The sequence below is a fragment of the Vibrio sp. J383 genome, from assembly GCF_023503985.1.
GTDB classification, from domain to species: Bacteria; Pseudomonadota; Gammaproteobacteria; order Enterobacterales; family Vibrionaceae; genus Vibrio; species Vibrio splendidus.
This window is the reverse complement of the sequence record NZ_CP097295.1, coordinates 57,304-75,357: the sequence shown is the minus strand read 5'-3', so window position 1 is coordinate 75,357 and position 18,054 is coordinate 57,304. Positions and strand designations below refer to the sequence as shown.

Annotated in this window: 18 protein-coding genes and 1 pseudogene; 12 read left to right on the top strand and 7 right to left on the bottom strand. The window is 40.1% G+C overall.

Annotated features, from left to right (window positions below):
- Positions 1-88 precede the first annotated feature (88 nt).
- Positions 89-1,123: an IS110 family RNA-guided transposase gene (locus tag M4S28_RS25895; RefSeq protein WP_136994737.1), complete on the top strand. Its 1,035-nt coding sequence runs from the start codon at positions 89-91 to the stop codon at positions 1,121-1,123.
- 299 nt (positions 1,124-1,422) lie between these two features.
- Here M4S28_RS25895 and ltrA (M4S28_RS26495) read toward each other — a convergent pair.
- The 3 genes and pseudogenes from ltrA (M4S28_RS26495) to M4S28_RS26490 all read right to left on the bottom strand — a co-directional run bounded on the left by ltrA (M4S28_RS26495) (position 1,423) and on the right by M4S28_RS26490 (position 6,316).
- Positions 1,423-2,894: pseudogene (gene ltrA, locus M4S28_RS26495) on the bottom strand (group II intron reverse transcriptase/maturase).
- A gap of 460 nt (positions 2,895-3,354) precedes the next feature.
- The gene (gene ltrA / locus M4S28_RS25880; protein WP_249633879.1) at positions 3,355-4,827 is read right to left on the bottom strand and encodes a group II intron reverse transcriptase/maturase; all 1,473 of its coding nucleotides are present in this window, start codon (positions 4,825-4,827) and stop codon (positions 3,355-3,357) included.
- A 1,360-nt stretch (positions 4,828-6,187) separates the two neighbouring features.
- Complete coding sequence (locus tag M4S28_RS26490) at positions 6,188-6,316, bottom strand: hypothetical protein (protein WP_277868847.1); 129 nt, start codon at positions 6,314-6,316, stop codon at positions 6,188-6,190.
- 1,034 nt (positions 6,317-7,350) lie between these two features.
- Between M4S28_RS26490 and M4S28_RS25875 the strand changes: the two genes are divergently transcribed.
- The 3 genes from M4S28_RS25875 to M4S28_RS25865 all read left to right on the top strand — a co-directional run bounded on the left by M4S28_RS25875 (position 7,351) and on the right by M4S28_RS25865 (position 8,940).
- The gene (locus M4S28_RS25875; RefSeq protein WP_249633865.1) at positions 7,351-7,617 is read left to right on the top strand and encodes a hypothetical protein; all 267 of its coding nucleotides are present in this window, start codon (positions 7,351-7,353) and stop codon (positions 7,615-7,617) included.
- Positions 7,618-8,030: 413 nt separating this feature from the next.
- The gene (locus M4S28_RS25870) at positions 8,031-8,477 is read left to right on the top strand and encodes an NUDIX hydrolase (protein WP_249633864.1); all 447 of its coding nucleotides are present in this window, start codon (positions 8,031-8,033) and stop codon (positions 8,475-8,477) included.
- Positions 8,478-8,574: 97 nt separating this feature from the next.
- Positions 8,575-8,940, top strand: a complete 366-nt coding sequence (locus M4S28_RS25865; protein WP_249633863.1) for a VOC family protein — start codon at positions 8,575-8,577, stop codon at positions 8,938-8,940.
- A 183-nt stretch (positions 8,941-9,123) separates the two neighbouring features.
- Here M4S28_RS25865 and M4S28_RS25860 read toward each other — a convergent pair whose 3' ends face one another.
- Positions 9,124-9,993, bottom strand: a complete 870-nt coding sequence (locus M4S28_RS25860) for a LysR substrate-binding domain-containing protein (RefSeq protein WP_249633862.1) — start codon at positions 9,991-9,993, stop codon at positions 9,124-9,126.
- Between the two features lie 106 nt (positions 9,994-10,099).
- Here M4S28_RS25860 and M4S28_RS25855 point away from each other — a divergent pair, with 106 nt between their 5' ends.
- The 5 genes from M4S28_RS25855 (at position 10,100) to M4S28_RS25835 (ending at position 13,035) form a co-directional block, all read left to right on the top strand.
- Positions 10,100-10,435 (top strand): carboxymuconolactone decarboxylase family protein, encoded by a 336-nt coding sequence (locus M4S28_RS25855; RefSeq protein ID WP_058118982.1) that lies wholly within the window; start codon positions 10,100-10,102, stop codon positions 10,433-10,435.
- Complete coding sequence (locus M4S28_RS25850) at positions 10,426-10,830, top strand: tautomerase family protein (protein ID WP_249633861.1); 405 nt, start codon at positions 10,426-10,428, stop codon at positions 10,828-10,830. Before M4S28_RS25855 ends, M4S28_RS25850 begins: the two co-directional genes overlap by 10 nt.
- Positions 10,827-11,324, top strand: coding sequence for a DUF4865 family protein (locus M4S28_RS25845; RefSeq protein WP_058118984.1), 498 nt, complete (start codon positions 10,827-10,829; stop codon positions 11,322-11,324). Before M4S28_RS25850 ends, M4S28_RS25845 begins: the two co-directional genes overlap by 4 nt.
- Positions 11,325-11,699: 375 nt before the next feature.
- Entirely contained in the window at positions 11,700-12,323 is a 624-nt protein-coding gene (locus M4S28_RS25840; protein WP_249633860.1) for a DJ-1/PfpI family protein, read from the top strand.
- Positions 12,324-12,612: 289 nt separating this feature from the next.
- The gene (locus tag M4S28_RS25835) at positions 12,613-13,035 is read left to right on the top strand and encodes a VOC family protein (RefSeq protein ID WP_249633859.1); all 423 of its coding nucleotides are present in this window, start codon (positions 12,613-12,615) and stop codon (positions 13,033-13,035) included.
- A gap of 120 nt (positions 13,036-13,155) precedes the next feature.
- On the opposite strand, the gene M4S28_RS25830 is transcribed toward M4S28_RS25835, so the two are convergent.
- Positions 13,156-13,425 carry a hypothetical protein gene (locus M4S28_RS25830; RefSeq protein ID WP_102340850.1) on the bottom strand — a complete coding sequence of 90 codons (270 nt, stop codon included), beginning with the start codon at positions 13,423-13,425 and terminating at the stop codon, positions 13,156-13,158.
- 171 nt (positions 13,426-13,596) lie between these two features.
- Positions 13,597-14,163, bottom strand: a complete 567-nt coding sequence (locus M4S28_RS25825) for a recombinase family protein (protein ID WP_249633858.1) — start codon at positions 14,161-14,163, stop codon at positions 13,597-13,599.
- Between the two features lie 215 nt (positions 14,164-14,378).
- On the opposite strand from M4S28_RS25825, the gene M4S28_RS25820 reads away from it, so the two are divergent.
- Both M4S28_RS25820 and M4S28_RS25815 read left to right on the top strand, forming a co-directional pair.
- Positions 14,379-14,639, top strand: coding sequence for a type II toxin-antitoxin system Phd/YefM family antitoxin (locus M4S28_RS25820; RefSeq protein ID WP_249633857.1), 261 nt, complete (start codon positions 14,379-14,381; stop codon positions 14,637-14,639).
- A complete protein-coding gene (locus M4S28_RS25815) occupies positions 14,639-14,941 on the top strand; it encodes a type II toxin-antitoxin system RelE/ParE family toxin (RefSeq protein WP_249633856.1) in 303 nt (100 codons plus the stop codon). Before M4S28_RS25820 ends, M4S28_RS25815 begins: the two co-directional genes overlap by 1 nt.
- A 228-nt stretch (positions 14,942-15,169) precedes the next feature.
- Here the strand turns inward: M4S28_RS25815 and M4S28_RS25810 are convergent, their stop codons facing one another.
- Positions 15,170-16,666 carry a nuclease-related domain-containing protein gene (locus M4S28_RS25810; protein WP_249633855.1) on the bottom strand — a complete coding sequence of 499 codons (1,497 nt, stop codon included), beginning with the start codon at positions 16,664-16,666 and terminating at the stop codon, positions 15,170-15,172.
- A 709-nt stretch (positions 16,667-17,375) separates the two neighbouring features.
- On the opposite strand from M4S28_RS25810, the gene M4S28_RS25805 reads away from it, so the two are divergent.
- Positions 17,376-17,858, top strand: a complete 483-nt coding sequence (locus M4S28_RS25805; RefSeq protein ID WP_132714993.1) for a hypothetical protein — start codon at positions 17,376-17,378, stop codon at positions 17,856-17,858.
- The last annotated feature ends 196 nt before the right edge of the window (positions 17,859-18,054 follow it).

Below are 18,054 nucleotides of genomic sequence, written 5' to 3'. Positions count from 1 at the left end.
ACCAAGTGCCGTCTCCCTAAGATGTATGGACTCCCTCTCCTCGGAGAGCTACGTTTAAGTTGACCAAAAACCAACATGAGTCCATACAATGAATAAATATAATATTATCGCCATTGATCTGGCAAAAAATGTTTTCCAAGTATGCAAAGTTAGCCCACACGGAAAAGTTTTATATAATCGGGAGGTCAGTCGGGCGAAGCTAAAACAGCTTCTAATCAAAGAAAAGCTTTCTTTAGTATCCATGGAGGCGTGTTCCAGTGCCCACTATTGGGCGAGATATGCAAAAGAAGCAGGTCACCAGGTTAAAGTCATTAATGCTAGGTCGGTGAAAGGGTTCCAAACAAAACAAAAAACCGACAGAAATGATGCTCTTGCGATCGCTACTGCTTCATCTCTCGACCATATCCATAGCATACGAATTCAATCAGTAGATGAACAAGCTATGCAATCCATGGAACGAGCCAGAAATCTAGCGTTAACTAATCAGATTTCCCAAAGTAATCAGATCCGTGGATTGTTACTTGAATTTGGAATTATTCTCCCGCAAGGGCTAGCGGTACTCAGAAAAGAAATTCCGTATGTTCTTGAGGACGCTGAAAATGGTTTGCCTGCTAAATTTCGAGAGTCGCTTTTGCGTTTATGGGAGCATTTACTTCTTCAAATTGACCATGTTGATGCCCTTACAAAACAATTGGAAAAAGCGATTAAAGATAATCCGCTGTGTCAGAAACTAATGAAGCTTGAAGGTGTTGGGCCTATAGGATCATTGGGATTAGCCTTACGACTAGGTAAAGGTGAGAACTTTTCAAACGGAAGAAATGCTTCGGCAAGTATTGGGCTAACACCAAAGCAACACTCCTCTGGTGGCAAAGAGCGAATCGGGCATATCTCAAAACGTAGTGCAGACAAGCGACTCCGCTCAACTCTATTTCAAGGAGCGCTTTCAGTTATTGCCCAAGTAGTAAATCGTCCACCTAGAACAAACAAAGATCAGTGGTTACTGGCATTGATAGAGAGACGTGGGAAGAAAGTAGCTGCGATAGCATTAGCAAATAAAACGGTACGAACAGCTTATGCCATTTTAAAAAATGACTTGGTGTATCAGCCAGAAAAACTTGCTTGATACACTCAGCATAATCAACAGAGAGCGACAATGATAAACAGGTAAGACCGACCAATAGAAGCTAGTTGGGTTCTTGGGCACAAAATGATGATGCCGTTCCTAAGACTTGGCCTATTGGTGCGACTACATTTTAGGGCGAGGTAGCACCTCAAAAAAGCCCGTATATAAGCGCGCATCTCGACTGCTTTATCTAAAACTTTTTGTTGATTACAACTGGGAGTCCATATAAGAACCCAGCGTGCAACTTTCACTGCACTAGGCTCAAGCCTCCACGAAGGCATCGTTTGATACCCTGCAACTTATAAAGCAGTCGAAGCAGGTTCGTTCCAAGAGTTACGAGCTAGCCTTTTAGATTTTCTCTTTACCAAGTATTCTTGGTAAAGAGGGTCAAAGGGTGTCGCTGCACTTCGGATTTTCACATGCCTTTCTATTGGCACTTTGGCTATTTGGAATAGATTGAACTGGCAATCCATATCCATGATCTTCTGCCAACCGTGAAACTGCCATTGGCCTTTTCGGTTGATGAAGTATTTTAGGGCAATCCAAGTTTTAGACTTTGTTGGATGACGCCTTTTAGCCCAGTGCCATAACGTATGGAATAACTTGTGACCTACATATCCGAATACCTGTTTAGCTACGCAGTGCCGATAATAGTTCGACCATCCCCTGAGTTTAGGATTTATCAGTTTGATAAGATCATTCACTGGAAGGGTTACGTGCTTTTTGATGAGTTCACGCAGATTGCTTAAGAACATTAACGTATTGGATTTACTCGGCTTAATGAGCAGTTTCCCTTTGTACTTCCTATGGTTGAACCCAAGAAAGTCAAAGCCATCGTTGATATGAGTAATGTGCGTTTTCTCTTCGGATAATGTTAAGCCTCTTTCCGCTAAGAAATCAGCAATCAACGGTTTGATATCGTTCTCGAGCACTTCCTTTGAAGCGCAAGTGACGACGAAATCGTCGGCATATCCAATAAAGTTAGCTCTTGCTCCTTTCTTAAGCGCGGTAGACTTAATGCGCTGTTCGAGACCCGATAACGTCATCAACATCAAGGAGGGGGATATAATTCCGCCTTGAGGAGTGCCTTCGTCGGTGTCGTAAACAGCCCTTTGTCTACAAAGCCTGACTTTAGCCATTGCTCCAACATCCGTTTATCGATGGCGATGTTATCCATAAGCCATTAATGCCCGATTTTGTCGAAGCAAGCTTTAATATCTCCTTCAAGAACCCATTTAGCCGATTTCTTTAAAGCCAAACACTTGAAGCACTGGTCGACAGCGTCAGCCGTGCTACGATTTGCTCTAAAGCCATAACTATTCGGGTCGGCAGTTGTTTCTGATATGGGCTCTAGCGATAATAGGTGTAGCGCTTGTTGTGCTCTGTCTATCATGCATGGGATGCCCAGAGGTCGAAGCTTGCCATTCTTTTTGGGGATATAGATACGCCTGAGTGGTTTCGCTTGATAAGCTTTCCGACTCAGTTGATTTACTGCTTTCATACGACGCGTGTCTGTGTTCCAGACAACGCCGTCTATTCCAGGCGTTTTACTGCCTTTGTTTTGAGATACTCGTTTAACAGCAAGAAGCTTGGCTGAGCGAGAATGAGTCAGTAGCCACTGCAAGGCTTTCGCTTTGCCGTGTTTACCTTCTCGAGTTGCCTTTACGATACGCATCTGAAGCTTTAACACATGCGATTCAACGGATTTCCAGTCTATTGACTGCCATTGAGCGCTGTCAGGAGAGGCACTAATCTCATTTGAAATCATCATTTGCATTTCTCCTTGAATAAAGTTCTTCAAACTCTCTCGCAACGAGAGACCAGTTGGAAGTGGGCTCACTTTCGTGACAAGACATGAGTCTGTATCTGCATCGTTACAATGCAGCCTTCGCTTTTTCCAACCTCCTATACCAGCATCACTATCGGCCACAGAGGCTTTCCCAGAGGGAGTGATACAGGCTTACCGTGTTCCGTATGTCGCGCAATATCAGTTTAGATGCCCGCTATGGTGCGGAGAGTTCAATGATCACGAAAGAGCATGGGGCAATCTCTTTCCGACTCTCGTGCCTTTTGGCTACAGCGTATTAACCACTTCCGCTGTTTCATCACATAACGCACCTGTCGGGTGGACGACACTTGTTACCAAGTGCCGTCTCCCTAAGAACCGTACGTGCAACTTTCACTGCATACGGCTCAAGCCTCCACAAAGGCATCGTTTGATACCCAGCAACTTATAAAGCAGTTAAAACAGGATCGTTCCAAGAGTTGCGAGCTTTCCTTTTGAATTTCCTCTTCGCCAAGTATTCTTGGTGCTGAGGGTCAAATGGCGTTGCGGCACTTCGGATTTTCACATGTCTTTCTATTGATACTTTGGCTATTTGAAATAGATTGAACTGACAATCCATATTCATGATCTTCTGCCAACCGTGAAATTGCCACTGGCCTTTTCGGTTGATGAAGTACTTATGGGTGACCCAATTTTTTGATTTAGTTGGGTGACGCCTAACAGCCCAGAGCCATAATGCTTGGAATAGTTGGTGTCCAACGTATCCGAAAACTCGTTTGGCAACACAGTGGCGATAGTAATTCGCCCATCCCCGTATTTTGGGGTTTATCATTTTGATAAGGTTATTTACGGGGATCGTTGCGTGAGTTTTGATGAGTCTACGCAAGTTACTTAAGAATGACAGTACATTGGTTTTACTCGGTTTTATGAGTAGCTTTCCTTTGTATTTTCTGTGGTTAAACCCTAGAAAATCGAAACCATCATCAATATGAGTTATGCGTGTTTTTTCATCGGAAAGTGTTAGACCTCTTTCTAGTAGAAATTCAGTAATCAATGGCTTTATGTCGTTCTCTAATACATCCTTTGATGTACAAGTGACAACAAAATCATCAGCGTATCCAATAAAGTTGGCTCTTGCTTTCTTCTTGAGAGCCAAAGACTTTATTTGTTGTTCAAGCCCTGCGAGAGTGATTAGCATTAACGTTGGAGAAATTATGCCACCTTGTGGCGTGCCTTCTTCCGTACGATAAAATAACCCTTTATCTACAAAACCAGACTTCAACCATTGTTCCAGCATACGCTTGTCTACAGCGATGTTATCAAGAAGCCATTGATGCCCGATTTTATCAAAACAGGATTTAATATCTCCTTCAAGAACCCATTTAGCTGCCTTCTTTTGAGCCAAGCATAAAAAAGACTGCGCTATTGCATCAGTAGTACTTCGGTTTGGTCTGAAGCCGTAACTATTTGGGTCTGAAATTGTTTCCGAGATAGGCTCCAATGCAAGGAGGTGGAGCGCTTGTTGCGCTCTATCTGCCATACAAGGAATACCAAGTGGTCGAAGCTTACCGTTCTTTTTAGGGATGTAGATACGCTTGAGTGGTTTAGCTTGATAAGCTTTCCGACTCAATTGATTCACTGCATTCATGCGACGTGCATCTGTATTCCAGAGCACGCCATCTATTCCAGGCGTTTTACTACCTTTGTTTTGAGATACTCGCTTAACAGCAAGAAGTTTTGCTGAACGAGAATGGGTTAGTATCCACTGTAAGGCTTTTGCTTTACCGTGTTTACCTTCTCTAGTTGCCTTTGCGATACGCATTTGGAGCTTTAAGACATGCGCCTCCACAGCCTTCCAGTTAATGGATTGCCATTGTGCACTGTCAGAAGATGCACTAATCTCGTTCGAAATCATCATTTGCTTTTCTTCCTTAATAAAGTTCTTCAAACTCTCTCGCAACGGGAGACCAGTTGGAAGTGGGCTCACTTTCGTGATCAGGCATGTGCCTGTATCTGCATCATTACAATCCAGCTTTCGCTTTCTCCAACCTCCTTTACCTGCATCACTATCGGCCACATAGGCTTTCCCAGAGGGAGTGATACAGGCTTACCATGTTCCGTATGTCTCGCAATGTCAGGGGAGATGCCCACTATAATGCGGAGAGCATTTCGATCACGAAAGAATACGCACAAACTTCTTTCCTACTCTCGTTGCTTATTTAGCTACAGCGTCTAAACCACTTCCGCTGCTTGTGAAATTACGCATCTGACGTGGATTCACTTCTGTTCATCATACTGACTCCCTAGCACTTACCCGATTTATGTGGTTATCAGGAGGAGCTTCCTCTCGCGATTCAGTTCCCGTCCATCAGATAGACTTTGTTACATTGTCAGGCTCGCTTCTTTATTCAGAGCCGTAGGGTCATTTGGTGATACAAATGGTTCGCTCTTTTCGTGGCGAACAACGATTCATACGACTTCATGTCGCACTAAGCGGATTCACATATGTTCATCATGCTGACTACCTAGCATTCACCCGATTGTGGTTATCAGGAGGATCGTTCTCTCACGATTCAAATCCCGAATGGTCAAGACCATTCTTCATTACATTGTCAGGCTCGCTACTTTATTCAGAGCCCTAGGTTCATCTGGTGATACAGATGGTTCACACGTTAAGCGGTGAACAGCGCTTCATACGACTTCACGTCGCACGCCCCATTGCTTGTTAGAACATAAGAGCATATATATCCTGCGCACCAAGTTTTGCCAGACTTGAATTTATGCGATTGAAAAGCACATAACCTCCCCATAAGCGCTATTTGAACAACGGCCATGCACATTAATTAACTGACTATCTGTAAACTATTACGGTGTTGAACCAAATAAAAGTAAACATGAAGTCTTAGGTAATGGTACACACCAGACCGTGCATCGAGTCGGGGTTAATGGAAACCGTCCTAGCTTTGGTAAAGAAGAGAAGAAAAAAGTGAGAAGTGCTGTTCATAACCTCAGCACCTTATTTACTGATGATCACTGCACATATGAAGATTACCTGAGAGTATTCAGTTCCGTAAGTTCACAAGTAGGAAAGCTACAACAACTCAATGAATTCCAAGGAAAGAAATACAGAGAGGCCTTAAACGCGATTAAACCGTCGATTAAACGGTTCACCCTTGAAAGCCTAACTTATACTGACTCAGACTTAATCTGACAGTTACCCACTTTGTCTTGGTATCTGTCAGATTAAAGCAGCTCAATTACGCTGCTTTTCATCGTGCTTAATCACCTTTCTCGTGGTTATGCTCTTTTAGTTTTGGGTGTTTTTTCTTTGTTTCTGGACGGACACGCTGTCGTTTATCGGGTGTTCCGTCTTCATTTTTTCTCTTTGGCCCAGTTTTTATGCCCATTGGTATCTCCTACTACGGCTTAGTGTGGTTTGAATACCAAAAATAATAGATTAACTATAAGTTATGAAATGTGCTGCATTTCAAATTTTAGCGAACACTGAAATATGCATATTGAATAGCCACCGACTTGATAGACACGCCCGAGTTAGACTCATCTGCTTCATTTACCCAAACTCAGCTTATCCGAAGCAGTCGACTTTGAGCGTCAACGCTAACGCGCTTTTGTCCAAAAACATCACAACCTGAATTTTCACGCGTGGCATTTTCTAGCTCGAAAATGCCCCATTGTAAGTCACGACCACTTGACCACTCACTCATAAAAGTAACATTTGACTTACTTTTCGTAATGCCAGTAATTTATCTAAAGGACTGGATAGCTATCATTAAATTTCCTGTTAAATAAGGAGAGTTAGCGTATGGATAAAGATGTTTGTAAGAAATGTAAAAGTAAGAAAATAAGCACTAGTACCGTCAAGCGTATCTTTAAGAAGCACTTAGCTAAGGATGATGATGAGCCTATAGAATGCCCACGCTGTAAGTGTACTGGAATAGAGTCATAAATAAGAAAGGGGGAGCTATCAGTCCCTTACAATTCAATAACAAGCTGAACTGAAAACGAAAAAAGGACCTCAACCCTTACCAATTACAATGTCTAAATCTGAGGCGAGATTAATCAACTTATTATTGGTTTCTGGATGATTATTAATTTCGTCTTTACAAGAAAGCCTTAGCTTCACTACTCTGCTGCAAAGCTCACTAGTAACCGTTTCGATATTATAGTCAAAGTTGTTTAGCAAGTTTCCAGTTTCTGAACTAGTTTGGTCAGCGTTAAGTCTAAGCCATCAAGTACACTTTTTGTTGTAAGTATCACAGGATTAGCGCTGTTTTAGTGTACTAAGGAACATTGGTCTGTATGATTTGTTGTAGAATCTGAGTGTCGCGCATCTACCTCATTGTTTTTATGCCTATTTATGATGGGGTTCTCCAAGGATGCGGCGTTATGTGCCTACCTGCTTCTAAAATAAGGAGATGTTATGTCTAATCAATTTATAGCTATAAACGGGACAAGAATTAAAAGATCAAACATAAAAAGTTTTGGTATTTCCTCGAGAAAGAAAAATGATAGTGGCTTATTCGGTGGATTGAAAGGATTAGAAACAGGTGAGGGTTTTTGGAATGGTTTTCTAGGAATGAGAACTATTAATTACCTTTATGTGACTACATTCCAAAATGACAATTATCAATTCACTGAAAATGAAATTGATATAAAGTCAGTTATAAAAGAGCTTGAATCAAATTAATAAAAAAATGACACCTCTTATACGCTAATGCTGATTATTGAAAGCCAAAGTGATCGGTTGAACGACCCTTCAAAGCTGTCAAAATCCAAGTGTATTTAATGCACTTGGATTTTTTATGGATGCTTCTCAAGATCTAAACATAATTAATGTAGTGGATGAGTGATTTTGACCAATCAATAAGAGGATTTGCAATACCTCAGATTGTCCGTTAAATGCTAATTTAGCGAAAGCTGTAGTTCATTTCTGTCCAAAAACATCACAACCTGAATTTTCACGCGTGGCATTTTCTAGCTCGAAAATGCCCCTTTCCGAGTTTGCGCAATCAAGCCGTGAAAAATATAATCTGGGAATTACCCAATTTTTCCTAATGGCTGTAATATCTATTGATGCGTGACAATAGTGGAACCAATTAAATGAGAGCACCATTTCAGGTACTGATATTCCCATATAAACTTGAAATAGCAGAACCCTTATTCCTGATTGCTTGCCGAACAGATAATGGTGAATGGCAGGCAATTTCTGGCGGTGGCGAAGATCAAGAGTCTTTGCTCGATGCTGCAAAAAGAGAATTATGTGAAGAGACGTCGTTAACAGGCATAGTTTGGGTTCAACTAGATTCTATATGTATGTTACCTAGAGTTTTTTATTCTGGTCATGAAAAATGGAGTGATCACCCGTATGTGATACCAGAATACTCATTCTCAGTGCAGGTTTCGGGTGAGCCAAAGTTATCTTCGGAACACACAGAGTTCCGTTGGTGTAAGGCATCTGACGCGAGCAAACTTCTCAAGTACGATTCAAATCGAATAGCTTTATGGGAAATATGTGAACGACTTAAATCCCATCACATGAAGGTATAAAATCGAATTGTCCCGAAATCATTTAGAGCAAACGGTCTTTGCGATGTAGTGGGCGATCGTTTGCCCTATTAAAAGCGTTATGTGGTAGGAGAGAATTATGAATCCATCAGCAGTGCTCATTCATGTCCCAGATGTGGCTAAAGGGCTTGAATGGTATAAGAAAGCTTTTCCTGGCGCAATCTCAGTGTATTATCCAGAGTTTGATTTCACGATACTTGACCTAAATGGTTTTTCTTTGGAAACCGTACAAGCAGACGAAAAAGTTTGTTCGGGTAAAAGTGGTACAGTTTTATATTGGTCTGTTGCAAGCCTACCTGTTGCTCTGGCTCATTTCGAAACACTAGGTGCTCATCTGTATCGTGGGCCTATGGATATCGAAAATGGACTTTCAATGTGCCAAGTTGAAGACCCATTTGGCAATTTAATTGGGATTCGTGGAGCTACTATGCCTCCAGAACCTTGATAAGATGAATTGTCACTCGTGGCACTTTCTAGCTCGAAAGTGCCCCAAAGCTTGTTAGAGCAAATACTCATTCACATCGAATTAATGTGATTTTGGATTAGTTTACCTAATGATTTAATCTGACTCAGGCTTGCTCATAGTGTGGACTTTTATGTCCACAATTCTGGCAGCAATTCAATCACTTTACTTTTTGATATAGAGTGTAAGCTGTTGTTTTAATTCGTCATACAACTGTTCCTGTACTTTTTCTAACTTATATTGATTACGATCGAGGCACAACCTAAGTTTTCCAAGGACCGGCAAATCATCCAACTTACTAATAGTATCCGGGTGACTGAAAGAAGAGCGAACCGTAACTCCTAAGCCGGCATCAACAGCGCTCCATAAGTTACTCAGACTTCGGCCAACAAAGGTAATTTTCCATGGAATCCCCTCGCGATCTAATGCTGCTATGGCTTGTTGTCTGATAATGCAAGAACCATCAAGCATGACTAGTGGTACAGGTTTAGAAATATTAATGGATTCTTTAAGATATTTATTTGCTGGCCCATACCAGTACAGTGGTAATTCTGTCAGAAGTTCACTATATGGCGCCGATTTTTCACCTCTCCAGCCCAATGAAAAGTCTAACTCACCAGATTGAATGCCATCCATCAACTCCTGATGGCGCCCAACAATGGATTGCAATTGTAAATTTGGATGTGAGCGAGAGAATACACCTAGCAACTGAGGCAATAGTACGTCACTAAAATCTTCTTGTAAGCCAAAAACCACTTTCCCCGTCAATGAATTTTCCACTAACTGGTTTAGAGCTTCGTCATTTAACTGAAGCATGCGACGGGCATAAGCCAGAATAATTTCACCTGCTTCAGTCGGCTCTAGATGGCGGCCGATTTTGGTCACTAATGACGTGTGGCACTGCTGTTCGAGCTTTTTTAACTGGGCACTGGCCGCAGAGGGTGAACGATTAAGTCGTTCAGCTGCAGCTGCAAAGCTGCCTAACTCAATTCCTAAGACAAAACATCGTAAGGCATCTAAATCCAGACTCCGCATGTTCAACTATCCTGAAAATCAAAACTATACATCAAAATAGTTTTGATTTTTTATATTAAAAAATCAACTTATTCTTTTCCAGTAGACGAAAAAACAGGGGAAATATATGGATACAAAAGAACAATACTTAATGAAACTGTTTGCTGAAATTGCTCCACAATTTCATAAAGTTACGGAAGATATCTTATTTGGACAGATATGGCGTGATGAGAGTCTGAGCACTCGTGATAGAAGTCTGATAACCATCACCGCGTTAGTGGTCTTAAATCGTGTGGAACAACTACCGGGTCATTTAGCTCGGGCATTCAGCAACGGACTGACAGTAAAAGAACTGAGTGCAACAATGACTCATCTTGCTTTTTATGCAGGTTGGCCTGTAACGGCTTCTGCACTTGAGCGGTTAGATGAGATGGACCACGAGAGGAATGACAAATGCCAATGACACGAATTTCTATAGGTAATGAGTTATTTGAAAGCTATAAGCATCAAATATCATACATTCTCCAGCAATGTTTAGAAGCTTATTTTGCAGTACCGAATGGAGACTGTTTTCAAATATTCGACATTCATGCCCCACAGCAAAAGGTTTTTAATTCGAATTATCCAAATCTGGCTCAAAGTCGTAGTGAATCTGGAATTTTGTTTCACATATTCGCTGGAAAATCACGTGACCATGAACAAAAGCGAGCCTTGTACAAAGCGTTGTGTGAGCAACTTCAGGCCCAAACCCCCATTCGTAAAGAAGATATTATGATCATTGTTCAATTCAATGGCCCAGAAGACTGGTCTTTTTCCTCTGGTCAGTCATGGAAAGATGAAATGGAGATAATACAATGATAGCAATGCAATATAAAATCGTTCTCCCGTCTGATTATCCTATGGAAAAAATAGAAGCTCGTATCAAGGAAAAAGGTCACTTATTAGATGGGTTCCCAGGGTTAATTTTTAAAGCCTATCTTTATTCGCGTAAAGACGCTAAAAGTTATGAAAATCAGATGAATAGCTACGCCCCGTTTTATGTTTGGAGAGATCATCACGCAATGGTCTTATTTCTCCAAAGTGATGGGTTCAAAGCTCTTTGCGAACAATTCGGTCGCCCAAAGGTTGATATTTGGTTCGTTGACGACGAGCCAACAGTTCCTGATTCGCACCATTCTCTTGCGTGTATTCATAATAAAGTCAGTCAACATACAGATGTACACGGCTTAGATTATATCTCGTGGGAAACGCTCGGTTTAACGTGGTTGAGTAGCTCAGAAGGTATTGATGATAGTAGCGGTGAAGTTTACTCTGTGGGGTATGTTGCTCATGGTCAAAATGATATTGAGTAATGAGATGCATTAGGTTCACTAACATAATTAAGTGTGTTTTGACCTAAGCCAAAACACACTTTTGTCCAAAAACATCACAACCTGAATTTTCACGCGTGGCATTTTCTAGCTCGAAAATGCCCCAAAATGTTTTAGTGTAAATACACTACACCTTTTCTAAGGCGTACTTTTGCCGAACTAAAACTTATCCAAACTCACCTACCCAGAAATTATACCTCACTGAGCAGACTAAATTTTTAATTTGCTGACTTAGTTAATGATTTTTTGTTGAAAGCTTAAAATATAGGCTGCACTATTACCACGTAAAGAACGGCTTAGCGCCACATAGAAAGCGTTATGCGACTCACGAGTGCTGCGATAAAGGATAAAAATATTATGTATAAAGTCGGTATTGTTTTGTTTGATGATTTTACAGATGTAGATTTCTTTCTTATGTATGACTTACTTGGCCGAACATCTGATAGTTGGACGGTTAGTGTACTTGGAACTAAATCTGAACATAATTCCCATCTTGGTATGAAAGTTAAAACGGACGGACATGTATCAGAAGTTGCTAATCAAGATGTAGTTCTTATCACCAGTGGCAAACGTGGTATCCCAGCGGCGATAAAAGATCTTGGGTTTATGTCGGCATTGAATCTTGATCCGAATAAACAGCTAATTGGATCAATTTGTGCGGGGTCATTCATCCTTCATGAGCTCGGTTTACTTAAAGGCAAGCCGTTAACGACAAACCCAGATGCAAAGACTGTTCTAGAAAGCATGGGAGGGGACGTTCAAGACCTACCTCTAGTGATAGAAGGCAATATAGCAACTGCCGGGGGTTGTCTTTCACTGATGTATCTAGTTGGTTGGTTAGCTGAGAGGTTGTTTGACTCTAATAAACGACAAAGCATACAAAATCAGTTAATCCCTGCTGGGCAATTAGACCTATTTGAAGAGCTTATTTCCACAACTATTCAATCTGCTGAATTGGCAAATTCGCATACAAGTGTTTAAGGTATTCAAAATACTTTTTCTAATCTGGTACAGGGCGTTTAGATTAATACCACTAAACGGTTTTTGTCCAAAAACATCACAACCTGAATTTTCACGCGTGGCATTTTCTAGCTCGAAAATGCCCCATTATTTGGTAGACCTTTCACTCATTCACATCCTGTTAATGTGCTTTTGCCCTACTAAATGTTATGCGATGGCGTAAATTTTTGCTTGACCTCAAGTTAAGTTGAGGTGTTAGGCTATTTTGAGTTGATACTTTAGCTTATTGATAAAAAGGATATATTTGAATATGACAAGGATCGAGCATTTAAATATTACAGTTCCAAATATTGACGCTGCATTGGCATTTTTAGTTATTGTAGCTCCAGATTTTAATGTACGAAAAGATGTTAAGTCTCCAGATAGACATCGTTGGGTTCATGTGGGCAACAGGCAAAGCTATTTTGCGCTTCAAGAGCCTCATCTAGACTCACTTGTTCCCCAAAGTTTTCAAAAAACGTATAAAAACTACGGGCTAAACCATATTGGCTTGGTTGTGGATGATCTTGAAGCTACAGAGAGCCGCCTGATTGAACAAGGATATCGTAGAGGTATTTTTGCTCCCGAAGAGACATATCGTAAAAGGGCGTATTTTTTCGACAAAGCTGGCTTCGAGTGGGAATTAACAGAGTTTTTGTCTGACGTAGAAGATGAAATGTACTTGTATGAGTAAGTTTTGAAAAGCGCATACAAAATATTTAGGCTTTCAAGATACTTTTTCTAATCCAATTTGGCACGTTAGAATTCATACTCTAACGTGTTTTTGTCCAAAAATGAGTTTCAGAAGCATCGTTTAATCAAGCCAGGTGAGTGCCTTATCAAATCCCTCTGGCGTTATATTGATGTACCAATCTAGATCCACTTTTTTGCGCATGACCAGTCCACACTCTTCAAGAGCTTTACATGAAACTCGGAAGTTGTTCGGGTGAATATCTCTCCCAAGCACTTGATTGACGGCCAGGTTGATGACGGTTGACTTACCTTCTTTTACTCCTTTGATGAACGCCTTGGCCAAACATCTTAAGACCTCTTTTTGAACCTGGCTCATTCTTGCTCTTTTCATTCTCTCTGCCTCTTAATCATTGCAACAATAATTAAATTAAAATTCTGAAATTTATTTATTTCATCAAGGGATAGGTTCGTACTGGCTGCTATATGCTTGCATGTAGAGTCAGTATGAAGCCGACAGAGCGAAGCAACGTCAGTCAGCTCTTTACTCATTTAAAGAACAGCTTTATTCGCGATTCGAAAGAGAGATATTTTTTCCTAAAACCTTATAGACCGTAGTCCTACTGCACTCTAACTCTTTACTGATCGCATGCTTGTTCATTCCTTGGTCTGCAAGCTCTTGAATACGCGTATGAAGCGTCTTATTAGGAAATCGGCCAAGATGCCTCCCTTCAGCGCGAGCACGCTCTCGGCCTTCATTACAACGCTGTAATATTCGTTTTCTTTCCATTTCAGCAAACGCTGATATGGTCGTGTAAATGACTCTACCTACATCGCTATTGATATCTAAATCCCCCAAGTCATGAAACACCAATCCCGCTTTCTTTTGCGCTAGTTGATCGGCAATTTGCAAAGCATCAATGGTATTTCGAGCAATGCGGTCGACTTTGGTAACATGAATAATATCTCCCTCCCTTGCAAAATCCAGCAACAGGTGAAGCTGTTCTCTATCAGAGGATTTACCGCTCGCTTGCTCTTGGTAAATTTTGTCACAACCAATACGTTTAAGTTGTTCAAGTTGAACATTGAGCGTTTGGTCTTGGGTGCTAACACGAGCATAACCAATTTTCATAAAATGGCCTAAAAGTGAACTTAAAGATATTGATACACAAGTGTACATGTTCACTTTAAATTATAAAGACTAACTGAACAGTTATTCGATGATTGTGAGCAATGTCCATAAAGTTACACCTTTATGGACACTACATTAGATTACCTCCAATCACAGAATCATACAAATTGGTTAAATCGTTCGATTCGTTTATAATGAGCGAAAAGGGGAATATTATGCAATCACTTACTGCGAATACAGCTAAAACCAAATTTGGCGACTTACTGATGAAAGTTCAACGTGAACCTATACAAATTAATAAGAATGGTTCACCCGTTGCGGTGATGATGTCTTTTGAAGAATATGAACAACTTGAAGCACTGAAATTGATGGTGGTGAAATCACGCTTCGAACAAGCAGAAGCCGATGCTCTATCAGATAAACTAGTCGACGGTGACGATTTCATGAATGCACTTAACCAAGGAAAGTTTGATTAATGACGCACTATAAGCTCTCTTCTTCAGCGCAATCTGATCTGATTGAGATTCGTCGCTATACATTAGAGCGATGGGGGCAAGCACAATGGACTACTTACTTTTCAGAACTAAAGCAATCAATGGAATTACTGGCGAACAACAAGTTGCTCGGCATAGAGGTTTCTGAGGTGGGCCAAAACTACTTCCGTTTTCCTTTAAAGCGCCATGTGATTTATTACATCCAGAAACAAGATCACATAATTATTACAGCCGTTCTTGGTAAGCACATGTCTCCGGCTAAGCACTTTTCACAGCTATCTTAATATAATTAACACCCTAATGGACATTCACTAAATAAAGCTCCTTAATCATTGCAACAATGATTAAGGAGAAAAGCCTACTGAGTAAGAATGAGGCTAAATGATATTAGCAAACGTACTAGCGCCTTTGCTAAATTAGGAAGCCAACGATAGCTACAGCTACGGCAATCTAGTGCGATGAGTAAATCACACTAGCAAAAAGGTTAGGGCTATGGTGCGGATTAAGTGCCGTTATGGTAAATGGACTCTGTTTCCCTGTATCTTTTTTAATGACATTCTTTTGAAAAATTCAACATTGATGAAGTGGCTATTAAATGTTCGATCTAACTCTTTGTTAGATGACCCTTTAAATGCATTAACAACCTTTTCTTGTGGCAAGTAAGAAATCTTGTATTTTTTTGTTTCACGCTTCATCTTTTCCAGAATTTCAATAGACTCTTCTTTAAAGTTACCAGTGGTCCAAAATTCACATCTCACCTCTTTCTTATGCCAATCAGGATGTTTTTTGGCATAATCATAGAAAGTCTTATTTCTTTGAAATAACCACTTTTTAACCTCTTCGTGATCAACATGACCATAGGGTTGGTGCCCTTTACATTCAATAAAGATTACCTCAGATGAAGTAATTACGACCACATCTGACTCTCCACCTGATATTTTAAAATTGACTCTAACCTCAATAGGAGAGTACTTTTCCCTTACAATTTCGGCGACTAGATACTCGAAAAGAGCACCTCTTAAATTATTTGCTGCCCCTTCAATCTTCCCCAAATTATCAAATATAAAATCTATTTGTTTTGGGTCTATCTCACAAGATTTAATGAATTTGGTTAACATTGGGATGATAAGTTTAAGCCCCTCTGAAACATTCTGTCCAAAAAGTGACTCAGTTGTTGCAGGTATTGCTCCCACTTTTTTTATTTCAACAAAAGAATCCTTATCGTATTCATCCGCCAAAAATATAAATATACATTTACCAATCTTACTTAAGCTTTTTGTTGACGCTACTTTATTGAGCCATGGTTTTATATCTGTCAAGGAGATTCGCCTAGCAAGTAACATATCGATACACAAGAAACCAGGCGATACACTCCCATCTTTTTTATTTGAAGTTAGCGCAGATAGATAAGATGGCGCAGTCAAATCCCAATAAAATGTACCGACTGTAGGTTTAAAATCACCACCTCTTTTTCGGACTAAATCATAACTAACCAAGCCCAGATTTTTAACCCATTGCTCAACCGCAAGAAGTAATATGTTTTCAGCTAACAACCTTGCTTGTAATTCAGCCTCTAATATCGTTATGTAATCCTCGCAACTAGATAAATATAAATATCTATTACCATTACTTAAGGTTTTTTCAGTTACTAACTCAGCTTTAATCAAACGTTTTAAAACATCTTCTTGTGATATGTGTTTTTTTTGCTTAATCGGAGATCCGCAAGCTATAGAAAAGTGGTCTAAGGGCATTAACCCTGACCTTGATTTAATTGAAGCTATGGCATAACCATAAACATTATTTTCCGCCATTAACGCTGAATACAAATTATCCCAATATTCTGGAGATCGATATTGATCTCTCAAGTATACGAATTTTGTATTTTTAGGTAGAGGTAGAAAATCAAGCTTAAAAAAACCATCAAATCCCCTAGAAATTTGCTTTCTAGCTGCATCTATTGATATTTCATATTCAGAAACTAGCAATTGAGCCAGCTTATTACTGGTCATAGGACCATATTCTTGCAACAAATAGATTATTCGTGATCTTGACATGTCATACTGCGCTATTAATATTTAATATCTATGGGACGAGAGTATCAAAAAGAATTTAGATGTCAAATCAATGAGTTACATTTTAATTGCCGTTTTATAAGTCACGGTGATAGTAAATCATCACCTTGTCACATTTAGATTTCGTGTGAGAGCAGCATTACATGTCCTGCTCTATTCTCAAATATAAGTGTCACTCTAAGCACTCAAAATCGGTAGTCATTATTCCTATTATGTAAAAACCGCGAGTTAGCCACCGGAAACAGACCTCATAGCGTCTCAAACGCTCTTAGCGAAGATTTACGACACTTAACCACCAATACGCATCCAAAAGGCATTGTAAGTTTGTGACGCTTTCAGAGCGATTTACAGCAAGAGTTAACATCTTTTTGATTCAACCAAAGCACATACCGAATCGACGAAAAGTACACCTTCATGGACAGTCACTAAAATTAAGTAGAGACTCAAAAATTAATCATTGCAACAATGAATAACCAAAAGAATGGGAAGTTAGATTAACGTTGGTGTCCAGTTTTGATGGTTAATGTCAATAACGCAACTCCTTAACAAATAATGTCAAAAGTAGATATAACACTTCTAATAAATGGGGGCATACGTTTGAAATAGTTGGTATGATTCTGAATAATTCTTCATCATCCAAGACCAAATGAATATTTTCAATCCAACAGACATCGACAATGACGTCCTTGACAAGAAAAACATGAAGAACTCAAGGGTTACGAATAATAAAGGTGATTTGTCTTTTGGAACTATTCCTAAGTTGAATGATAATTTTCCAAAAGGGGAAATACATCTAAAACTAGGCGATAGTGGTTTTTATAGCCATAACCATCACGAACCTAAAGGAGCTTTTGGGCTACGGCACATCTGGGACAAGCACGGGGATGAACTAAACTCTCAAAATGCAGAGGATGTGGTTAAGTTTATTGAAAGCGTTCTTCAGGTAGGGGCAGAGGTGATAATTGACCCTAAAAAGAGCCCCAACAAACCATTAATAGTCGAATCAAATACCGGTATGGTCGTCGTCGATTTAAAAGAGCCTCAAAACGAAGAGCCTTTTTACAACATCATTACTGCCTACGATAAGAAAGCTCATCCAGGTAATGTTATGGGGAATCTAGAGTTATAGAACGAAAAAAGCCGACACGTAGTGTCGGCTTTTTTCTTAATAGGTGTTGTTCGTGGCGTTCCCTTAGCTCTATGGGGTCGGGACAGGTGGTTAACCTTAACAACTTACTATGACTTTCTGGCTAGCCATAGGTAGCTTACAAATATGTAATCAAGCCAGATGCAGATTACATATCAAACCCTTCTACACACTCAGT

Coding starts and splice junctions, on each gene's coding strand:
- M4S28_RS25895 (WP_136994737.1), top strand. CDS start 89: ATGAATAAATATAATATTATCGCCATTGATCTGGCAAAAAATGTTTTC.
- ltrA (WP_249633879.1), bottom strand. CDS start 4,827: ATGATGATTTCGAACGAGATTAGTGCATCTTCTGACAGTGCACAATGG.
- M4S28_RS26490 (WP_277868847.1), bottom strand. CDS start 6,316: ATGGGCATAAAAACTGGGCCAAAGAGAAAAAATGAAGACGGAACACCC.
- M4S28_RS25875 (WP_249633865.1), top strand. CDS start 7,351: ATGTCTAATCAATTTATAGCTATAAACGGGACAAGAATTAAAAGATCA.
- M4S28_RS25870 (WP_249633864.1), top strand. CDS start 8,031: ATGAGAGCACCATTTCAGGTACTGATATTCCCATATAAACTTGAAATA.
- M4S28_RS25865 (WP_249633863.1), top strand. CDS start 8,575: ATGAATCCATCAGCAGTGCTCATTCATGTCCCAGATGTGGCTAAAGGG.
- M4S28_RS25860 (WP_249633862.1), bottom strand. CDS start 9,993: ATGCGGAGTCTGGATTTAGATGCCTTACGATGTTTTGTCTTAGGAATT.
- M4S28_RS25855 (WP_058118982.1), top strand. CDS start 10,100: ATGGATACAAAAGAACAATACTTAATGAAACTGTTTGCTGAAATTGCT.
- M4S28_RS25850 (WP_249633861.1), top strand. CDS start 10,426: ATGCCAATGACACGAATTTCTATAGGTAATGAGTTATTTGAAAGCTAT.
- M4S28_RS25845 (WP_058118984.1), top strand. CDS start 10,827: ATGATAGCAATGCAATATAAAATCGTTCTCCCGTCTGATTATCCTATG.
- M4S28_RS25840 (WP_249633860.1), top strand. CDS start 11,700: ATGTATAAAGTCGGTATTGTTTTGTTTGATGATTTTACAGATGTAGAT.
- M4S28_RS25835 (WP_249633859.1), top strand. CDS start 12,613: ATGACAAGGATCGAGCATTTAAATATTACAGTTCCAAATATTGACGCT.
- M4S28_RS25830 (WP_102340850.1), bottom strand. CDS start 13,425: ATGAAAAGAGCAAGAATGAGCCAGGTTCAAAAAGAGGTCTTAAGATGT.
- M4S28_RS25825 (WP_249633858.1), bottom strand. CDS start 14,163: ATGAAAATTGGTTATGCTCGTGTTAGCACCCAAGACCAAACGCTCAAT.
- M4S28_RS25820 (WP_249633857.1), top strand. CDS start 14,379: ATGCAATCACTTACTGCGAATACAGCTAAAACCAAATTTGGCGACTTA.
- M4S28_RS25815 (WP_249633856.1), top strand. CDS start 14,639: ATGACGCACTATAAGCTCTCTTCTTCAGCGCAATCTGATCTGATTGAG.
- M4S28_RS25810 (WP_249633855.1), bottom strand. CDS start 16,666: ATGACCAGTAATAAGCTGGCTCAATTGCTAGTTTCTGAATATGAAATA.
- M4S28_RS25805 (WP_132714993.1), top strand. CDS start 17,376: ATGAATATTTTCAATCCAACAGACATCGACAATGACGTCCTTGACAAG.